The sequence below is a fragment of the Bacillus haynesii genome, from assembly GCF_001969855.1.
GTDB lineage: Bacteria > Bacillota > Bacilli > Bacillales > Bacillaceae > Bacillus > Bacillus haynesii.
On the sequence record NZ_MRBL01000016.1, the window covers coordinates 36,855 to 54,565 of the forward strand.

14 protein-coding genes are annotated in these 17,711 nt (G+C 45.7%); 6 read left to right on the forward strand and 8 right to left on the reverse strand.

Features of this window, described 5'->3' with window-relative positions; translation table 11 throughout:
* Positions 1-151: 151 nt before the first annotated feature.
* Complete coding sequence (locus tag BTA31_RS12995; protein ID WP_083698309.1) at positions 152-1,366, forward strand: cytochrome P450; 1,215 nt, start codon at positions 152-154, stop codon at positions 1,364-1,366.
* Positions 1,367-1,413: 47 nt separating this feature from the next.
* On the opposite strand, the gene BTA31_RS13000 is transcribed toward BTA31_RS12995, so the two are convergent.
* On the reverse strand, positions 1,414-2,130 hold the full coding sequence (locus tag BTA31_RS13000; protein WP_003182496.1) for a 3-ketoacyl-ACP reductase: 717 nt from the start codon (positions 2,128-2,130) through the stop codon (positions 1,414-1,416).
* Between the two features lie 53 nt (positions 2,131-2,183).
* Between BTA31_RS13000 and BTA31_RS23560 the strand changes: the two genes are divergently transcribed.
* The 4 genes from BTA31_RS23560 to BTA31_RS13020 all read left to right on the forward strand — a co-directional run bounded on the left by BTA31_RS23560 (position 2,184) and on the right by BTA31_RS13020 (position 9,164).
* On the forward strand, positions 2,184-2,312 hold the full coding sequence (locus BTA31_RS23560; RefSeq protein WP_275667487.1) for a hypothetical protein: 129 nt from the start codon (positions 2,184-2,186) through the stop codon (positions 2,310-2,312).
* Between the two features lie 182 nt (positions 2,313-2,494).
* Positions 2,495-5,089 (forward strand): phosphoenolpyruvate synthase, encoded by a 2,595-nt coding sequence (ppsA, locus tag BTA31_RS13005; protein ID WP_076792220.1) that lies wholly within the window; start codon positions 2,495-2,497, stop codon positions 5,087-5,089.
* A 465-nt stretch (positions 5,090-5,554) separates the two neighbouring features.
* Positions 5,555-6,979: an MDR family MFS transporter gene (locus tag BTA31_RS13015; RefSeq protein WP_043927955.1), complete on the forward strand. Its 1,425-nt coding sequence runs from the start codon at positions 5,555-5,557 to the stop codon at positions 6,977-6,979.
* A gap of 145 nt (positions 6,980-7,124) precedes the next feature.
* On the forward strand, positions 7,125-9,164 hold the full coding sequence (locus BTA31_RS13020; protein WP_043927953.1) for a molybdopterin-containing oxidoreductase family protein: 2,040 nt from the start codon (positions 7,125-7,127) through the stop codon (positions 9,162-9,164).
* A gap of 40 nt (positions 9,165-9,204) precedes the next feature.
* Here the strand turns inward: BTA31_RS13020 and BTA31_RS13025 are convergent, their stop codons facing one another.
* Positions 9,205-9,681 carry a MarR family winged helix-turn-helix transcriptional regulator gene (locus BTA31_RS13025; RefSeq protein ID WP_076792223.1) on the reverse strand — a complete coding sequence of 159 codons (477 nt, stop codon included), beginning with the start codon at positions 9,679-9,681 and terminating at the stop codon, positions 9,205-9,207.
* A 201-nt stretch (positions 9,682-9,882) separates the two neighbouring features.
* On the opposite strand from BTA31_RS13025, the gene BTA31_RS13030 reads away from it, so the two are divergent.
* Positions 9,883-11,340, forward strand: a complete 1,458-nt coding sequence (locus BTA31_RS13030) for an MDR family MFS transporter (RefSeq protein ID WP_239693208.1) — start codon at positions 9,883-9,885, stop codon at positions 11,338-11,340.
* A 4-nt stretch (positions 11,341-11,344) separates the two neighbouring features.
* On the opposite strand, the gene BTA31_RS13035 is transcribed toward BTA31_RS13030, so the two are convergent.
* Genes BTA31_RS13035 through BTA31_RS23565 form a run of 6 tightly spaced genes read right to left on the reverse strand, consistent with a single transcriptional unit; the run spans position 11,345 to position 17,624 of the window.
* Positions 11,345-12,442: a spore germination protein gene (locus BTA31_RS13035; RefSeq protein WP_076792229.1), complete on the reverse strand. Its 1,098-nt coding sequence runs from the start codon at positions 12,440-12,442 to the stop codon at positions 11,345-11,347.
* Positions 12,443-12,481: 39 nt separating this feature from the next.
* Positions 12,482-13,678: a Ger(x)C family spore germination protein gene (locus BTA31_RS13040; RefSeq protein ID WP_076792232.1), complete on the reverse strand. Its 1,197-nt coding sequence runs from the start codon at positions 13,676-13,678 to the stop codon at positions 12,482-12,484.
* Complete coding sequence (locus BTA31_RS13045) at positions 13,665-14,765, reverse strand: GerAB/ArcD/ProY family transporter (RefSeq protein ID WP_076792235.1); 1,101 nt, start codon at positions 14,763-14,765, stop codon at positions 13,665-13,667. The genes BTA31_RS13040 and BTA31_RS13045 overlap by 14 nt, the downstream gene beginning before the upstream one ends.
* 30 nt (positions 14,766-14,795) lie before the next feature.
* Positions 14,796-15,902, reverse strand: a complete 1,107-nt coding sequence (locus BTA31_RS13050; protein ID WP_076792238.1) for a spore germination protein — start codon at positions 15,900-15,902, stop codon at positions 14,796-14,798.
* 22 nt (positions 15,903-15,924) lie between these two features.
* Complete coding sequence (locus BTA31_RS13055) at positions 15,925-17,493, reverse strand: spore germination protein (RefSeq protein WP_076792241.1); 1,569 nt, start codon at positions 17,491-17,493, stop codon at positions 15,925-15,927.
* A gap of 5 nt (positions 17,494-17,498) precedes the next feature.
* The gene (locus tag BTA31_RS23565; RefSeq protein ID WP_003182518.1) at positions 17,499-17,624 is read right to left on the reverse strand and encodes a hypothetical protein; all 126 of its coding nucleotides are present in this window, start codon (positions 17,622-17,624) and stop codon (positions 17,499-17,501) included.
* Positions 17,625-17,711 lie beyond the last annotated feature (87 nt).

The window sequence follows — 17,711 nt, forward strand, 5'->3', positions numbered from 1 at the left end:
CGCCTTTTTTCCTTTTTTAGATCCGATACTTTCGGCCAATTGACAATTTTTTCATGATATGTCCGTTGAATCCGTTATAAAAATAGTGATAACGTAAAGATTGAACCGGTTCATCATATATCAACGATTCATTTAAAGGAGAGAGTTGACTGTGGCAAATTCAAATTCACTTCAATCAAGCAAGCACTATGCCAATTGGATTCCGATGAAAGAAATCAGCTCCAGTAATGACCGGCTGTTTCCGTTCCCGATTTATAACCGGATCAGAAAGACGTCTCCTTTGCGTTACGATGATGAGCGCAAATGCTGGGATATTTTTTCTTATGAAGACGTTCAATTCGTGTTAAAAAACCCGAAGCTTTTCTCTTCAAAACGCGGCGGTAATATGGAAGGAAAAAGTATATTAACCATGGACCCGCCGAGGCACACAAAAATGAGGGCCATCATTAATAAAGCTTTTACGCCGAAAGCGGTGAAAGAGCTTGAGCCGCATATCGAAGAAGTGACGGCTTTTTTATTTAACGAAGCGAAACAGAAAGATTTGTTTGATGTGGTGGATGACTTGGCTGCTCCTCTTCCCGTCATTATCATTGCGGAACTTTTGGGCGTTCCGTCTGAAGACCGCCTCATGTTTAAACATTATTCAGACATCCTTGTCGCAGGTGCGGAAGACCGCTCGGCTGAAGCCGCCGAACAGATGTACAAACGACGTGAAGAAGGCAATCGGTTTTTAGCGGATTATTTTAAAAACATTATCAAGCAGCGCAAAAAAGAGCCGAAAGACGACCTGATTTCGCTTTTGCTGCGGGCGGAAGTTGACGGCAAGTCGCTGACAGAAGAAGAACTGCTGCATTTTTGCATCATTCTTTTGGTCGCAGGCAACGAAACGACAACCAACCTGATTGCAAACAGCGTCCGCTATCTCACAGAAGATAAAGCCACACAGGAAGCCGTAAGACAAAATCTGTCCCTCGTTCCTGTCTTTGTTGAAGAAACACTGCGTTATTATCCGCCCGTGCAAGCGATCGGCCGCACGGCGGCTGAAGACATTGAGATCAGAGGCGTGCGGATTGCAAAAGGTTCCACGGTGATCAACTGGGTCGCTTCAGCGAATCGTGACGAACTTAAGTTTGACGATCCTGACAGCTTTAAGCTTGATCGTAAATCAAACCCTCATATGAGCTTCGGCTTCGGCATCCATTTTTGCCTCGGCGCTCCCCTTGCCCGGCTTGAAGCGAAAGTCGCACTCGATTACTTGCTGCGGCATGCATATATGGAAAGGGACAGCTCAGAGGAGCTTGAAGCGATTCAAAGTCCGTTTGTCTTCGGCGTCCGCCATCTCCCCGTACGCCTTTCACAAAAATAGCACGAAAAAAAGGACAGGCTGTTTCAAACCTGTCCTTTCCCTATTGTTTAAGGATTTGTAGACCACATGCCCGCTGATTTAATGAAAATGCGCGGATGCAGTTTGAGTTGGGCAACCATGTATTCCGCCAGATCTTCAGGCTGCATGACGCGTTCCGGATTGCCGTCTGTTAATTTGGAATCGATTGCCAGATCCGTCGCAACCGTGCTTGGTGTAAGGGCGCTCACGCGGATATTGTGCTTTCTGACTTCCTGCATCAGCGATTCGGTCAGCCCGAGTACAGCGAACTTAGACGCGCTGTAAGCGCTCGTGCCGGCTGCTCCCCTTTGGCCTGCTGTCGAAGAAATATTAATAATATCGCCGGCTTTTCTTTCGATCATCTCAGGCAGAACGGCGCGTGTTACATTGTAAACCCCCATCAGATTAACCTGGATAATATTTTCCCACTCTTCAGGAGATTGCTCAAGAAATCCTGCAAACCCGCCGATCCCGGCATTGTTAATGAGAATGTCGATTTGTCCAAGCTCTTCTTTTACGGATTGGACTGCACGTTCTACAGCTGTTAAATCCTTCACGTCAGCTGCGGCTACAGATACTTTTACTCCGAACGCCTTCAACTCCTCTGCCGCTTTTTCAAGATTCGCAGCTGTACGGCCGATCAGGCCGATATGTACGCCTTCTTTTGCAAGGGCAATCGCTGTTGCGCGGCCGATCCCTCTTCCCCCTCCTGTAATCAGAGCGGTTTTGTTTTGTAAAGATTGCATTTGAAAACTTCCTTTCTCTATGTATCACACATTTTAAATTATAGGAAAATAAAATGCGCTTTTGCAAATATTACGACTTGCGAAGAATGAATGGCCGGCGCAGCCGGCACCATCCGCAAACCGTATGGATTAAATCGCCCCTCGTTGTTACAGCCAACATCGAGTATTTTCTGCTCGCATGAGGAAATGAAAAAAGAACCTGGAGGTTTTACCAGGTTCTTTTAATATTGCACAAAAACAGACCCGATGATATAATCAGATCACGTATGTTTTATATTTAAATGTCATAGATATCCCATCTTACATTTTAAGTCTACCACATTGAAAAGCTCTTGTCAATTTTTTTTCGAAGGAGAGATGCAGAATGAGTCATTTGGTTCTCGGTTTTCACGAAATGGAAAAAACACAGCTTTTGCTCGTCGGGGGAAAAGGGTTAAATTTAGGGGAATTATCAAAAATTCAAGGAATACAAGTACCAGAAGGATTTTGTGTCACAACAGCAGGATTTCAAAAAGCCATCAAACAAAACAAACCGTTCCAGGCCTTGTTGGATCAACTGACACTGCTTAAAGTTGAGGATCGAGATCAAATTGGTGAAATCAGCAGGAAGATTCGACATACCATTATGGAAGTCGAAATTCCTTCCAATGTTGTGAAAGAAGTGACTCGCTATCTCTCCCGGTTTGGTGAAGAACATGCTTATGCCGTACGTTCTAGTGCGACTGCTGAAGATTTACCATATGCCTCTTTTGCCGGTCAACAAGACACCTATTTAAATATCATCGGAAAAGAAGCAATCTTGCAGCATATCAGCAAGTGTTGGGCGTCCCTGTTCACGGAGCGCGCGGTCATCTACCGCACACAAAATGGATTTGACCATCGTCAAGTTTATTCATCCGTTATCATTCAGAGAATGGTTTTCCCGCAGGCTTCAGGGATTTTATTTACCGCTGATCCGATCACTTCCAACCGAAAACTGCTTTCAATCGATGCAGGTTTTGGACTAGGAGAAGCTCTGGTCTCCGGCTTGGTCTCTGCCGATTGTTATAAAGTGCAAAACGGGCAAATCATCGATAAGAGGATAACAGCCAAGCAATTGGCGATCTATGGGCGAAAACGAGGCGGAACAGAGACAAAGCAGATCGATCCTGATCAGCAGATGTCTCAAACACTCACTGACAGGCAAATTTTACAACTGGAACGCATCGGAAGACAGATCGAATCTCATTTCGGCCGGCCGCAAGATATCGAATGGTGTTTGGCTGATGATACATTTTATATTGTTCAGAGTCGGCCGATCACTACTTTATACCCGATCCCTGAAGCGAATGATCAAGAAAATCACGTCTATCTATCTGTTGGTCATCAACAAATGATGACAGATCCGATAAAACCATTGGGATTGTCTTTTTACCTGTTCATGACTCCTGCACCTATGCATAAAGCCGGCGGAAGGTTGTTTGTTGATGTTGCCCCTAGGCTGACGACACGTGCCGGCCGGGAAACTTTATTAAATACCGTGGGATCAGATCCGCTTACAAAAGGCGCACTCATGACCGTAATTGAGCGAGATTATATAAAATTGTTGCCAAATGATCAAACAGCACCGCTTCCGGGCAGCAGTCATACAGATATGCCGGCGCAATTTGAGAACGATCCGACAATCGTTTCTGATTTGATGAAGCGCAGTCAAACATCGATCGAAGAGTTAAAACAAAACATCCAAACGAAATCGGGATCGGATTTGTTTGATTTTATTCTGGAAGATATCCAGCAATTAAAGAAGATCTTATTTGACCCGCAAAGTACGGCCGTGTTTATGGCTGCTATAAATGCTACATCATGGATCAATGAAAACATGAACGAGTGGTTAGGCGAAAAAAACGCAGCAGATACTCTTTCTCTATCTGTACCCAATAATATTACTTCGGAAATGGGTCTGGCGCTGATGGATGTCGCGGATGTGATTCGCCCTTATCCAGAAGTGATTGATTATTTGCAGCATGCAAAAGAAGACCACTTTCTCGATGAACTGGTTAAGTTTGATGGAGGAAAGGAAATCCAAGACGCTATCTATGATTATCTCAGCAAATACGGAATGCGGTGTCCCGGAGAAATTGATATTACAAGAACTCGTTGGAGTGAAAAACCAATAACACTTGTTCCCATGATTCTTAATAACATTAAAAATTTTGAGCCTAATGCCGGCAATCGAAAGTTTGAGCAAGGGCGGCGTGTTGCTTTTGAAAAAGAACAAGAGTTAATAGAGCGATTGAAACAATTACCGGATGGTGAACAAAAAGCCAAAGAAACAAAACGAATGATCGACCTCATCCGGAATTTCATCGGCTACCGGGAATATCCAAAATACGGAATAGTCAGCCGCTTTTTCATTTATAAGCAGGCTTTACTGAAAGAAGCCGAACAATTCGTACAAGCGGGCGTTATTCATGAAAAGGAAGATATATACTACCTCACTTTTGAAGAACTTCACGAAGTCGTTCGCACAAAAAAAATAGATGACCAGATCATCAGCATACGAAAAGACGAGTACAAATTATATGAAAAACTAACCCCGCCACGTGTGATCACGTCTGAAGGTGAAATCATTACAGGTGAGTACAAACGAGAAAGTTTGCCGGCTAATGCGATTGCAGGTCTACCTGTTTCTTCCGGAGTGATAGAAGGAAGAGCGCGTGTCATTTTAAACATGGAAAATGCCGATCTGGAAGATGGAGATATATTGGTCACCTCCTTTACCGACCCTGGCTGGACACCATTATTTGTATCCATAAAAGGCCTGGTCACCGAAGTTGGCGGACTGATGACCCACGGAGCAGTTATCGCACGTGAATATGGCCTGCCGGCAGTTGTCGGAGTGGAGAATGCTACCCAGCTGATAAAAGATGGGCAACAAATTCGCGTGCATGGCACAGAAGGGTATATCGAAATATTGTAATGCTGTCTGCTTAAGAAGTCGACGATGCATTTAAAAGAACTCTTCAGATTTGGAGAGTTATTACCTTTTTATCCATCAGGGAAAGGATTCGGGCATGATTCTTTTCAGTCGGCACATCCGCCGGTGAAACAGGTGAAATATACCTGTAATAACGGAATGGCTTGACCGAAAGAATCATCTTTGCCCTTCCCTTCCCGCCTTTTCTCACGGCACTTCCCTGCCATTTCATAATCATCCATACGTTAACTTGAAAAGATGAACCTGACAATTTTATTGTAAATATGGGTGAAACCGAGTATACTCATATAGTTGCCAATCATGAAGAAAAACGATGAACGGCGGTGGAGACACGTTATTATATAAGATGAAAAACGAGAGAAGCAAATTAGGACCCCGGATATTCGGGAGTCCTACATATCATTTGTCGTCATGTTTTTGGGTAAATTGTATTACAGGAGGTTTGATATGGAGAAAAAGTTTAATTCAAAAGCAATATTAGTCACCTTCATGATTGGTGCATTTTTTGCAATATTAAACGAAACGCTGTTGAACATAGCATTAACAGAGCTAATGGAAGTCTTTCACGTTGATGCTCCAACTGTTCAATGGCTGGCAACCGGATTTATGCTTGTCATGGGTGTTTTAATGCCTATTTCCGCTTTACTGATTCAATGGTTCACGACAAGACAGATGTTTATCGGTGTCATGTCGACTTTTTTAGCGGGAACCGTCATCGCCGCTTGTGCAGTGAATTTTCCGATGCTCTTGACGGGGCGCATGATTCAGGCAGTCGGTACGGGACTCTTGATCCCCATTATTATGAACGCCCTCTTGCTGATTTATCGGCCTGAAGTCCGCGGGAAAATCATGGGTACGTTCGGGCTGGTCATCATGTTTGCTCCTGCGATCGGACCCACTCTTTCGGGCGTTATTGTTGACATCCTCGGCTGGCGCTGGCTGTTTATCATCGTCATTCCTTTTGCAGTATTTTCAATCCTGTTTGCGATGAAGTATTTGCAAAATGTCGGAGAAACGACGCGCCCGCGGGCTGATTTTTTATCGATCATTCTCTCAACCATCGGGATCGGCGGAATCGTATACGGATTCAGCAGTGCCGGGGAGGCTCCGGAAGGGTTTCAGTCCCCTCTGATCATCGGTGTGATCATCATCAGCCTGATCAGCATCGTGTTGTTCGTGCTTCGTCAGTTGAAGCTTGAAGAACCATTGCTGGATGTGCGTGTGTTCGCCTATAAAAATTACACGCGCGGGGTCTGCCTTTTTGTGATTGTCATTATGGCGATGTTCGCTTCCGAAATCGTGATGCCGATGTATTTGCAAGGACCGCTTGGTTTTTCAGCAAAAGCAGCAGGTCTTTTGCTTTTGCCCGGGGCCTTGCTAAACGGCCTCATGTCACCGGCCATGGGCGCTTTATTCGATAAGTTCGGGCCGAGAAAACTCATCATTCCGGGTACGATCGTTCTCGTCGGCGTGATGTTTTTCTTCAGCAGGATCAATCCTTCGGTGCCGGTTTGGGCGTTCATTATTGTGTACATCATCTTGATGCTGTCCATCTCAGCGATCATGATGCCTGCGCAGACGAATGCATTAAACGAATTGCCGAAGCATTTATATCCTCATGGTACGGCAATTTCCAATACACTTCAGCCTGTTGCAGGTGCACTCGGTGTTTCGGTGTTTGTCAGCATCATGAGCCAGGGCCAGAAAAGCTATCTTGCCGGGCAAGAAGCCGTAAGTCCAAAAATCGTGAATGAAGCGATGACTCACGGTGTTCACCATGCCTACTGGTTTGCTCTCGCTTTATGCTGTATCGCTTTCTTTACCGCTTTATTTATTAAAAAAGCGGTCGCGCCTGATTTTGATCAAGAATAAACAGAAACTTAAAGGATGTCCTTTCTGGGGCATCCTTTTTTATCGTTTTTCTGCCGATATTCTTCCGGCTCTTATTTTCAGAATTGACGAGATTTTGTGATATAATGCTAGAATCATATCATTTTATCTGAAAGGAACGGATTCCATGGAGTCATATGTTGATCAAAAAGACGGGATTTTCAAATCCGTATGTTCGCTCGACTGCCCGGATCAATGCGGGCTGCTCGTTCATAAAAAAGACGGAAAAATCGTTAAAATACAGGGCGACCCGGACCATCCGGTCACACAGGGCAATATTTGCAATAAAGTCCGCAATATGACGGAGCGTATTTATGACCCAAAACGCCTGAAAACCCCGCTGAAACGGACGGGTCCAAAAGGAGACGGGATATTTGAACCGATCAGCTGGGATGAAGCGATTGAAACGATTCGCACCCGCTGGCAGTCGCTCATTGAACAGGAAGGTCCCGAAAGCATTCTGCCCTACAGCTTTTACGGCAATATGGGAAACTTGACGGCTGAAGGAATGGACAGGCGCTTTTTCCACCGCCTCGGATCGAGCCAGCTTGACCGGGCGATTTGCACCCCTGCCGGTTCTGTCGGCTATAAATACACGATGGGCGGAAGCATCGGCACTGACCCTGAAGATACAACGGAGACAAAACTGTTTATCTTTTGGGGGATCAATGCGGTCTCAACGAACATGCATCAAATCACCATTGCTCAAAAAGCCCGGAAAAACGGTGCAAAAATCGTTGTGATCGACGTTCATAAAAATCAGACCGGCCGGATGGCGGACTGGTTTATTCCGATTCGCCCCGGCACGGACAGCGCGCTTGCGCTTGGCATTATACATGTCTTATTCGAGGAAAATTTGGCTGATGAATCATTTCTGAAAGAATTTACAGTCGGCCATGAAGAGCTGCGCCGCCATGTGCGGCAATACGACCCCGCCACAGTAGAGGCAGTCACCGGTGTATCCCGGAATGATATCATCGAGCTCGCCCGCCTGTACGGCCGCACCTCCCCTTCACTGATCCGAATCGGCAACGGTCTTCAGCATCATGATAATGGAGGAATGATCGTTCGCACCATCGCGTGCCTGCCCGCGATCACGGGCCAATGGACGATAAAAGGAGGCGGAGCGATCAAAGGCAACACGGCATTTTTGGCCTATAATACAAAAGCTTTGCAGCGCCCCGATTTATTAAAAGGCAGAACGCCGAGAGTCATCAACATGAATCAGCTCGGCAAAGCTCTCTTAGAAACCGAGCCTCCGATCCGTTCGCTGTTTGTGTACAGCAGCAATCCGGCCGTCGTCGCGCCGGAAGCAAACAAAGTCAGAAAAGGGCTTGAGCGCGAAGATTTATTCACGGTTGTTCACGATTTATTCCTGACGGAAACGGCACGGTATGCCGATATTGTCCTACCGGCTTCTTCCGCTTTCGAAAACACGGATTTCTATACGTCATATTGGCACCATTATGCGCAAATTCAGCAGCCTGTTATTGAGAAATATGGTGAGAGCAAGTCAAATACAGAAGTATTTAGACTTTTGGCTGAGGCGATGGGCTTTGATGATGAGCCGCTGAAAGATTCCGACGAAGAGATGATCAGACAGGCGCTTGACTACCCTGATAATCCGTGGCTCGATGGCATTGACTACGATAGCCTGACTGAAAAGCATTTTGTCAAAGCAAATCGGAAAACGATTTTTCCTGATCAACTGCCAACGCCGAGCGGAAAAATTGAATTGTATTCAAAAATGATGGAGCAGCACGGCTATCCGGGCCTGCCGACTCATACCCCGCTTGTTGAAACAGACAAGTATCCATTTTTATTTGTGCCCGGACCGAATCACAATTTTTTAAATTCGACCTTTTCAAACAATGAAAAGCATATTAAATTAGAAAAGGAGCCGAAACTTCACTTAAATATAAAGGATGCCGAAGAAAAAGGCATCGAAAATGGAGATTTGGTGAAAGTTTGGAATGACCGCGGATCATGCATACTGCCCGCTGCCGTCGGAGAAAACGTCCTTCCGGGCGTGGCCGCAAGCCAAGGATTATGGGCGGATGCAGAAGGAAAACATTATCTCGTCAATGCGCTGACGCCCGATCGTTTAGCTGATATGGGCGGTGGTGCAACTTTCTTTTCTGGAAGAGTTCAAATTGAAAAAATATGAACGTGTACAAAAGACCGGTTGTAACAAAACCGGTCTTTTTTCACTTTGCCTTCTTTAAAGTTTTCGCAAAATCGGCGGCAAACGCCGTGCTGTTTTTCAAAAACTTGATAATGGTTTGCAGCTCTTCCTCTGAATATCGACTTAAAAATCCGGCAGATTCTTGCGCCAAGTCTTGAAATAGATAGGAGATCTTCTCCAGAGTTTCCGGGATCAGTTCGACTAAAAGACGCCTTCTGTCAGACGAGTCCCTGAGGCGTCTGACATAGCCCGCTTTCTCAAGACGGTCGATCACTCCTGTGATCGCTCCCGTTGTCAGTCCGCTTTTTGCGGCAAGCTCCCCCGCTGTTACTTTACCTTCCCGTGAGATGATCTCAAGGCATTTATGATCCGTTCCGTTCAGTCCGATTTTCTCGCCGATCGCCTGGTGCAGAAAAATGGTTGCGGTGCTGTGAAACCTCAACTGCTGTATCAGCTCGTTGACCAGCCCTTCTTCTTCAATATGATTTGTTCTTGACATCGGTAACACCCTTCTATAAAATCATTATGTCTTAGCAGCTAAGATATTTATTTCCTGATATAAATGATCATAACAGGATGAAGCGTCGATGCCAAACGCTGCTTTAGAACGAATGTATTTAAAGGAGAATAGATTGATTTGTCACAAACTCAAAATCAAAAATTAGGATTTGTTGTAGCAGGACTTTTGCTTGCCATTCTGATGGCTTCGATGGACAATACCATCGTTGTCACGGCAATGGGAACAATCGTCGGTGATCTAGGCGGACTCGACAGCTTTGTCTGGGTTGTATCTGCCTTTATGGTCGCTGAAATGGCCGGTATGCCGATATTCGGCAAGCTGTCGGATATGTATGGCAGAAAACGTTTTTTTCTTTTTGGCAGCATCGTTTTCATGGCGGGATCAGCATTGTGCGGAACGGCTACAACCATTGAGCAGCTCAGCATTTACCGCGCGATCCAGGGGATTGGCGGAGGGGCGCTTATTCCGATTGCTTTTACGATCATCTTTGATATTTTCCCGCTGGAAAAGCGCGGTAAGATCACAGGACTTTTCGGCGCTGTTTTTGGCCTCTCGAGCATTTTCGGACCGCTCATCGGCGCCTATGTCACTGACTACATCAGCTGGCACTGGATTTTTTATATGAATCTGCCGCTCGGTATGGTTTCTTTTGTTTTCATTCTTCTATTTTACAAAGAGACGAAACAGCATGAAAAGCATCGCATTGATTGGCTCGGGGCGATCACACTCGTAGGAGCGGTTGTATGCCTCATGTTTGCGTTGGAGCTCGGCGGCGAGAAATACGCCTGGGATTCGAATGTCATCCTTACCCTTTTCGGAAGTGCAGCCGTCTTATTGGTTTTCTTCCTCATGATCGAACGTAAGGCCAGTGAACCGATCATTTCGTTTCATATGTTTAAAAACCGGCTGTTTGCCGGCAGCACGCTTGTCGCCTTATGTTACGGCGGGACATTTATCTCGGCGACCATCCAGATTCCGATCTTTGTTCAGGGTGTTTACGGAGATTCGGCGACAAACTCCGGACTGGTTCTTTTGCCGATGATGCTCGGCTCTGTCGTATCAGCTCAGCTTGGCGGATTCTTAACGACAAAAATGAGCTATCGGAACATCATGCTCATCTCCGGATTGGTTCTCGTCAGCGGGTTTTCTTTATTAAGCACGCTTAACATTGACACTCCGCGTTTATTATTAACCATTTATATGATCGTCGTCGGCTTGGGAGTCGGTTTTTCTTTCTCTGTATTAAGCATGGCAGCTATCCATCATTTCGGTCCGGCTCAGCGCGGTTCAGCGACTTCTACGAGTAACTTTATGCGCTCTCTCGGCATGACGATCGGCGCCAGTATGTTCGGGATGATTCAAAAAAACCACTTTTCAGCACAGATGGAAGATATGTTTAAAAGCAGCGGCGCTTCAAATCTCGTCTCACCGAATGATGCCAACCAGATTTTATCAAGTGCCAGGGCGTCCATGCCGCCGGATGTTTTAAACAGCATCACCGAGGCGCTATCAAAATCGATTGTTCATACGTTTACTTGGGCGATTTTCCCGGCGGCGGCCGCCTTTTTGCTCGTGTTTTTCATGCCGAATGACAGGGTGAAAGCGAGAGCAAATAAGCAAGTGAACAAAGTAGGCTGAATATCTAGCTCTGCAAAGCTTTCTTTTTTCTCATTTTCGAAATCAATAACAGCGGAATCGGCACGATGCCGAATAAAACGGCCGCAATATAGCCGATCATGTCACCGAGAGAAAATACATCATTTACATTTTGGGGCGTCATCGCGATCAAATACATCACCGGGAGCAGACCGTACATCATCGGTCTGCTCTTTTTCTTGGAAATTTGCGAGAGCCCCAGAGATGCAGCGTAAAATGAAACGGAAAAAGTCGCAAACAGCTGCATAATCCAGATGACTAGGAGCAGCGATTCAAAACGTTCAAATATCAAGCCGGGCATTTCAAAACTGCGGATCAGGTCAAGCGTCGGCCATGTCATCGTGATCACCCCGTCAACTGACAGCCCTCCGATCACGAATACGATCGTCGTTAAGTAAAAGAGCACCGCAATGCCGATTCCCATGACAGCGACTTTGACACCATCTTTCGGCTTTTTCATAAACGCCAAAAGGAACACCATTACTTCTGCACTGATAAACGAAAGGGTTGTCGCTTTTGCCCCCTTTAATGCCGGCATGATGCCTTTCCCAAGAACAGGCCGCAGGTTATCCAGTTCAAACATGCCAAAGCTCATAAATACGACGGTTAAAAAGAAAAGAATTGTAATCGGAAAGATGATTTCAAACAAACGGGCAAGCGATCCCATCCCGTCTTTTATCGAATAAAATCCGACCCACATCATCGACATGATGATCGCCCAAATCGGTGTTTCCTGCAGCAAAAAAAAGGTGATGACTTCCGCCATGATTCTTGCTTCAAAAGCCGCGATTGTCACAAAATGTTCAATGAAAAGCAGGCTGATTACGATACTGAGCCACTTTCCGACAATGTCTTCCCCATATTGAAAAAATGTTAGCCCCGGATAATCCGCACTCAATTTTGTCATAACCACTCCGGCTGCTATTGTGATAAGACCGCCTAAAAGGATGGAAATCCATACATCCGGTGTACCGGCTTCTTCTACAGCGGTTCTCGGCAGGGAGAGAATCCCGGCCGCCATAATATAACTGACAAAGACAACAATTGCCTGAGAAGTCGTGATTTTATCTTCGGAACGGATCATTGCGCGCTTCTCCGCCTTTCGTGATTAAAAGTTCTTCTGTTACTGATCTCCAACGGTTCCGTATTCTTTAATCGCGATTTGAACATGAAATGTAATCGGTATGTCGGTAAAGGTCTCATCCCAATTTTTCTTTAGTTTTTCCCAAAGCCTCGGATGCTTGATCCTCAGCTCATTTCCGAATCCGGCAAGATCTGCTTTGTATTCGGTTTTCATTTTTTTTGTAATGTCCTCCATCGATTTCATCACCGTTTTTGCGGTTGTTTTTTCGACTTTTTCTAAAAATTTGTCATCAAAAGCTTTTTCCTTCGTGTTCCAGTTTTCCGCAAGATACCCATCTGACTTTACGCTAACTTCAAAAGAAATCCGGTTTCCTTTGACGATGGGCTTGATGTTGCTTTTAATGGTTTCAACGCCAAATGCGGTCACCTTCTTTTCTTTCGGATCATAACTTTTAACCGTGCCTCCAATTCCCTTTCCGATGATCCACATCAAGCCTTCTAAATCCTTTTCATCCAAATAGCCGATCAGCTTATTGGTTTTTCCATTGATCGCGGCTGCTCCCGCATATTTGACTTCTCCGTCGGTACCGATGACATTTTGAAGAAGATAGCTTGTTCCTGACCTCATTTTGCCTGTCAATTTGGCAAGCGTTACAGGAGGGAGAATTTTTTTCGCCTTATACTCATTTTCGACGATTTTGCGCAGACGAAACGCCGGCATTTCGCCGGTTTCCTTCAGCTCAAGCGTGTCTCTCGCCCGCCCTCTTGTGACAAGCACCATACTGCTCGGCCTGATTTCATTATCGCGGAGAGGCTGATCAAGCAGTTCCGCCAGCGAATAGGTGCGAAGAAGCTCAGCGGCGATGACAATCACCTTTAAATGAGGACTGAATACAGGTCTGTCCTGTCTCAATGCTACTTCAGAGTTAATTTGCTGAAGCGAGTCTCCTGTTTCATAAACATTGATATACGATTTTTGATCAGTGCTTCCTCCGGTCGATTTTGAACCGGCCGCTTGTTCGTTCACGTATTGATAGACCATCGTGATCCGGTCTTTTTTCGGGTAATCGCCCCCCGCTTCGTCAAACTTTTTTTCAAGTTCGGTTTCCTTGCCTTTGTCAATCCCCATTGCAAATGTTAAGCCGAGCTCTTCAATTTCGTGGCTGCTCCAGCATCCGGTTAATAGAAACAAGAGTAAAGCAATCGATAAAAAGCGAATGGTGCTAATTTTTTTCATACTTTCGCCTCCTCACTTTCGAAATCATCAGTAGCACGAGCGGGATCACACCGACTAAATAGATGGCGCTGTTGCCGATTAGATCTCCAAATTGAAAGAGTTGATTAATATTTTTCGGCGTCATTGCAATGAGATAAATGACCGGAAGCAACGCGAATAGAATCGGTTCCACCCTTTTCTGCAGGAATTGGGAGAGGCCCACAGCAGCAGCATAATAGCTGATCGTAAAATTGGAGAATATTTGCATGATCCAGATGACGAGCAACAAGGACTCAAACCGTTCAAAGATCAGCCCTGGTATTTCAAAGCTTCGCATCAAATCAATCGTCGGCCATGTCAGTGATGTCACTCCATCGATCGACAGTGCACCGATGACCATAATAACGGTGATCATATAAAAGACAATCGGAAAAGAAATTCCGACCAAAGTAGCTTTTAACGCTTGCTCGGGATTTCTCATAAAAGGAACGATGATCATCATGACTTCTATGCCTGTAAAAGCAAAAGACGTTGTCTTGACTCCTTGCAGCACCGGCACGATCCCTTTCCCGAGAACCGGACGCAAATGGTCCATATCGAATATGTTTGCGATCAGAAAAATGACGATCAGAAAAATGAGAACTGTAATCGGAAATATGATTTCATAAAGTCGGGCAGTCGGATTGATACCGCCGGTTAATAAATAGATCCCGCCCCATAAAAAAACCATCGCCATCGACCAAAGCGGCGTGTCTTCCAGTAAGTAAAATCTCATAACCTCTGTAACAGAGCGGACTTGGAAACCTGATGTGGTGAGAAAGTAACAAATCAAAAGCAGGCTGAAAAGTCCTCCCGGCCACTTGCCAATGAGATCCCGGCTGTATTGATATAACGTTTTTTCGGGGTACTTCATGCTTAATTTCACCATGATGAAACCTGCTAATATGGCAACCAGTCCTCCGAATGCAACAGACAGCCAGACATCCGGTGTCTTGACCGCTTCCACAGAGGTCCGAGGCAGCGTCAAAATGCCGGTTCCCAACAGAAAATTCGTGATGATGATGCCGGTTTGTGAAACGGTAATTTTGTCTTGCTGACTCACCATCATGGAGAAATCCCCCCTTTCCTTTTTCAATCATCAGCCTCTATCAGTTCCCTGTTTCCTCCTTCTTATTTTGGAAATCACCAGCAGCACGAGCGGGGTCAAGCCGCCTAAATAAACGCCGCTGTTTCCAATAAAGTCTCCAAATGCAAACATGTCGTTGATATTTTTCGGGAACATGGCCATGAGATAAATCACCGGAAGCAAAGCAAACAGCATCGGCCGAATATTTGTTTTAAAGAGCTGGGCCAGGCCTAATGCTGCACCGTAAAAAGAAATCGCAAAGGTATTGAACAGCTGCATGATCCAGATGACGAGCAGCAAAGATTCAAACCGTTCAAAGATCAGACCCGGCATCTCAAAGCTTCGCATCAAATCAATTGTCGGCCATGTCCGTGAAACCACTCCGTCTATAGAAAGGGCGCCGATCACCATAATGACGGTGATCATATAGAAAAGGAGAGGGATGGCGATCCCGATCGTCACCGTATGAATGGCCTTGCGAGGCTGATTCATGAAGGGCATCAGGATCAAAATGATTTCAATCCCTGAAAAAGATAATGCCGTCACTTTGATTCCTTTTAGGACAGGCCCTATTCCCTCCCCCATTACAGGACGCAAGTTGTCCATATCAAAAATACCGACACTCATAAACACGACCAGCAGAAAAAGAATGAATGTGATCGGGAAAACGATTTGGAACAATCGGGCGATCGCGCTTAAGCCGCCGGCGATCAAGTATAAACCGACCCATAAAAAAATCATCGCGATTGCCCAGCGAGGGGTTCCTTCCAGTAAAAAAAAGCGGATAATTTCAAGCGTTGAGCGGACCTGAAAACCGGAATGGGCCAATAGGTAACAAATGAAAAACAGGCTGATCAAGCTGCCGATCCATTTGCCGATGATGTCCTGACTGTATTCATAAAAGGTTTTATCAGGATATTGATGGTTGAGCTTTACCATCATGATCGCGGCCGTCAGAGCGACCAAGCCGCCAAATAGAAGCGTGATCCAAACATCAGGCGTCCCCACTTCGTCAACAGACGTTCGCGGGAGTGTCAGGATCCCTGTTCCAAGCAGGAAATTGGCGATGATAACGGCTGTTTGCAAAGTGGTGATGCGCTCTTCGTGCCTGACCAACATGAGCGTCTCCCTCCTCTCTATGCTATTGGCGTGTCGAATCGTCTGTTTTTAACATCTTCGGCCGTTTTTTCATGATCTGTATCGGCATACGAATGATGAAATCTTTCCAATCGCGCAAACGATAAGGAACGGCCGGGCTCGCATATGGAACGCCAAAGCTTTTCAGCTTCACCGCGTGGCTGGCAAGCATGAGGAAAAACATAATCACCCCGTACAATCCGAATACAGCCGCGCAAAACATCGCCACAAACCTCAGCATGCGCAGAGAAATACCGGCGCTGTATTGCGGAATGGCGAATGATGAAATCGCGGTAACGGCAACGACGATGACCATAATCGGGCTGACGATGCCAGCCTGCACGGCAGCCTCCCCGATGATGATACCGCCGACGATTCCCATCGCCGGACCGATTGGTTTTGGAAGCCGCAGGCCGGCCTCGCGCAAAATTTCGATTGCCACTTCCATAATGAGCGCTTCGATCAGCGATGGAAAAGGTACGCCTACCCTCGTTCCGGTAATGGAAATTGCCAGTTCACTCGGAATCAGCCCGGGATGAAACGATATAAAGGAAATATATAAAGCAGGCCCAAGCAGCGAGATCATGGCTGCGCCGGTCCGCATGATTCGGATCAATGAACTCGGGAGCCAGCGTTCATAATAATCCTCGGGCGATTGCAAGAGCATGCTGAATGTAACCGGAACGATTAAAACAAAAGGCGTCCCGTCCAATAAAATGGCCACTCTTCCCTCCATTAACGCACTCATCACTCTGTCAAGGCGTTCAGTGCTTTGCACCTGAGGAAATGGACTGAGATAATTGTCTTCGATCAGCTGCTCGACAAAACCGGATTCGAGCACATCATCAATATCAATCTTTTCGATTCTTTTTTTAACTTCTTCCACCAGTCCTGGTTCAGCCACGTCTTTGATATATGCGACGACAAGGTTTTTAACGGCGCGCTTCCCGACTTGAAATTGACTCATAGCCAAACTTTGATTTTTGCCATGCTGCCTCAAAAGGGCTGTATTTGTGCCGATCGTTTCCGTAAAGCCGACGCGCGCCCCTCTGACCAAGGATTCTGATACAGGCTCTTCAATGTTCCTTGTATTTCTTTTAACGGTTCCCAGCAATAAAACTTCCGCTGAACCGTCGATCAACAGCATGGCCGTACCCATTAACACTTCCGCCACCACTTCGCTGACATGCTTTGCCTCTGACACTCCGCTAATTGATAAAATCTGCGTTTTGATAAAGTCGGACACATTGTTGCTTAATGAAGAAAGCTCAACTTTATATTCTTTAGAAAAATCGGCCATAAGGGATTTCATAATATGCTTGTCAATCAAATCTTTATCCGCAAGCATTTCGACAAAAACTATCGCCGCGCGGATGCCGGTACGTCCTAAGTTGAATTCACGAAAATAAACGTCAGAATTATTCTCCATAGCTGTTTTGACCACTTGTAGATCGTGATCAAAATCGCCGGTCAAATACCCCGTGGATTCTACTGAAGGCACTTCATTTTTAGGTTTTTCCGGCTTGTTGGACGACTGTATCATTCTTCGCGTCTTTGCTTTCCACCATCTCATGTCACTTACTCATCCCCTGCCGTGCGAAGCCACAGAAATACTTTTGATATGGCAAACGGGACGAAAAAGACAAAAAAAGCCTGCATCAGGACCAGCCAGTCCGGAAAATAGGAAACAATGGTTTTCCACATGTTGATCACCCTTTTTCATTGCTGTAGTAAAGTCATCATTTTTATCCTATTATTACCTTGGGTGCCATCTATAATTGGTGGTAATTT

What these genes read in the sequence shown, in the direction of transcription:
- BTA31_RS13000 (WP_003182496.1), bottom strand. Translation starts at nt 2,130, where the DNA reads ATGCAATCTTTACAAAACAAAACCGCTCTGATTACAGGAGGGGGAAGA.
- BTA31_RS23560 (WP_275667487.1), top strand. Translation starts at nt 2,184, where the DNA reads ATGCGCTTTTGCAAATATTACGACTTGCGAAGAATGAATGGCCGGCGC.
- ppsA (WP_076792220.1), top strand. Translation starts at nt 2,495, where the DNA reads ATGAGTCATTTGGTTCTCGGTTTTCACGAAATGGAAAAAACACAGCTT.
- BTA31_RS13015 (WP_043927955.1), top strand. Translation starts at nt 5,555, where the DNA reads ATGGAGAAAAAGTTTAATTCAAAAGCAATATTAGTCACCTTCATGATT.
- BTA31_RS13020 (WP_043927953.1), top strand. Translation starts at nt 7,125, where the DNA reads ATGGAGTCATATGTTGATCAAAAAGACGGGATTTTCAAATCCGTATGT.
- BTA31_RS13025 (WP_076792223.1), bottom strand. Translation starts at nt 9,681, where the DNA reads ATGTCAAGAACAAATCATATTGAAGAAGAAGGGCTGGTCAACGAGCTG.
- BTA31_RS13030 (WP_239693208.1), top strand. Translation starts at nt 9,883, where the DNA reads ATGGCTTCGATGGACAATACCATCGTTGTCACGGCAATGGGAACAATC.
- BTA31_RS13035 (WP_076792229.1), bottom strand. Translation starts at nt 12,442, where the DNA reads ATGATCCGTTCCGAAGATAAAATCACGACTTCTCAGGCAATTGTTGTC.
- BTA31_RS13040 (WP_076792232.1), bottom strand. Translation starts at nt 13,678, where the DNA reads ATGAAAAAAATTAGCACCATTCGCTTTTTATCGATTGCTTTACTCTTG.
- BTA31_RS13045 (WP_076792235.1), bottom strand. Translation starts at nt 14,765, where the DNA reads ATGATGGTGAGTCAGCAAGACAAAATTACCGTTTCACAAACCGGCATC.
- BTA31_RS13050 (WP_076792238.1), bottom strand. Translation starts at nt 15,902, where the DNA reads ATGTTGGTCAGGCACGAAGAGCGCATCACCACTTTGCAAACAGCCGTT.
- BTA31_RS13055 (WP_076792241.1), bottom strand. Translation starts at nt 17,493, where the DNA reads ATGAGATGGTGGAAAGCAAAGACGCGAAGAATGATACAGTCGTCCAAC.
- BTA31_RS23565 (WP_003182518.1), bottom strand. Translation starts at nt 17,624, where the DNA reads ATGTGGAAAACCATTGTTTCCTATTTTCCGGACTGGCTGGTCCTGATG.